Origin of the sequence: Campylobacter concisus (assembly GCF_002913225.1) — a bacterium.
In the GTDB taxonomy this organism is placed as follows: Bacteria; Campylobacterota; Campylobacteria; order Campylobacterales; family Campylobacteraceae; genus Campylobacter_A; species Campylobacter_A concisus_J.
Genome location: NZ_PPAW01000063.1, coordinates 1 through 472 on the forward strand (window position 1 = coordinate 1; position 472 = coordinate 472).

Consider the following 472-nt stretch of genomic DNA (forward strand, 5'->3'; position numbering starts at 1 on the left):
CTAAAATACTCATCGTCAAATTTAGAAAACACGGCCTATAAACAAAGAATTTTGCAAGAAGCTACAAAATATTTTCCTGATCTAAAAGATAATGGAATGGTGAAGGATATTCAGGAGTATTTTTCCGCGTGGAATAACTTTGCTTCAAACCCTAATGCAGGTGCTCAGAAAGTAAATTTGATAAATAAAGCAAGTGTATTGACTGCAAGTATCAACCGCTCATCAAAGATGCTTTATGATATGAATGAAAAGATTGATGAAACGATAAAAATAAATATAAATGAGATAAATTCTCTGGGCAGACAAATAGCAAATATTAATAAGCAAATCCAAAGAATAGAATCAGGCGCAGACGCTGGTATAAAAATAAATGCAAATGATCTTCGTGATAAACGTGATGAGCTTGAGCTTGCTATGTCAAAGCTGGTAAATACGGCAGTTTATAAAAGCGATCTAAAGAGCAATTCTAGGG

Annotated in this window: 1 protein-coding gene; it reads left to right on the forward strand. The window is 33.5% G+C overall.

Annotated elements, in window-relative coordinates:
* The coding region (locus CYP26_RS09625; RefSeq protein WP_430747079.1) for a FlgK family flagellar hook-associated protein at positions 1-472 on the forward strand (472 nt) is incomplete at both ends.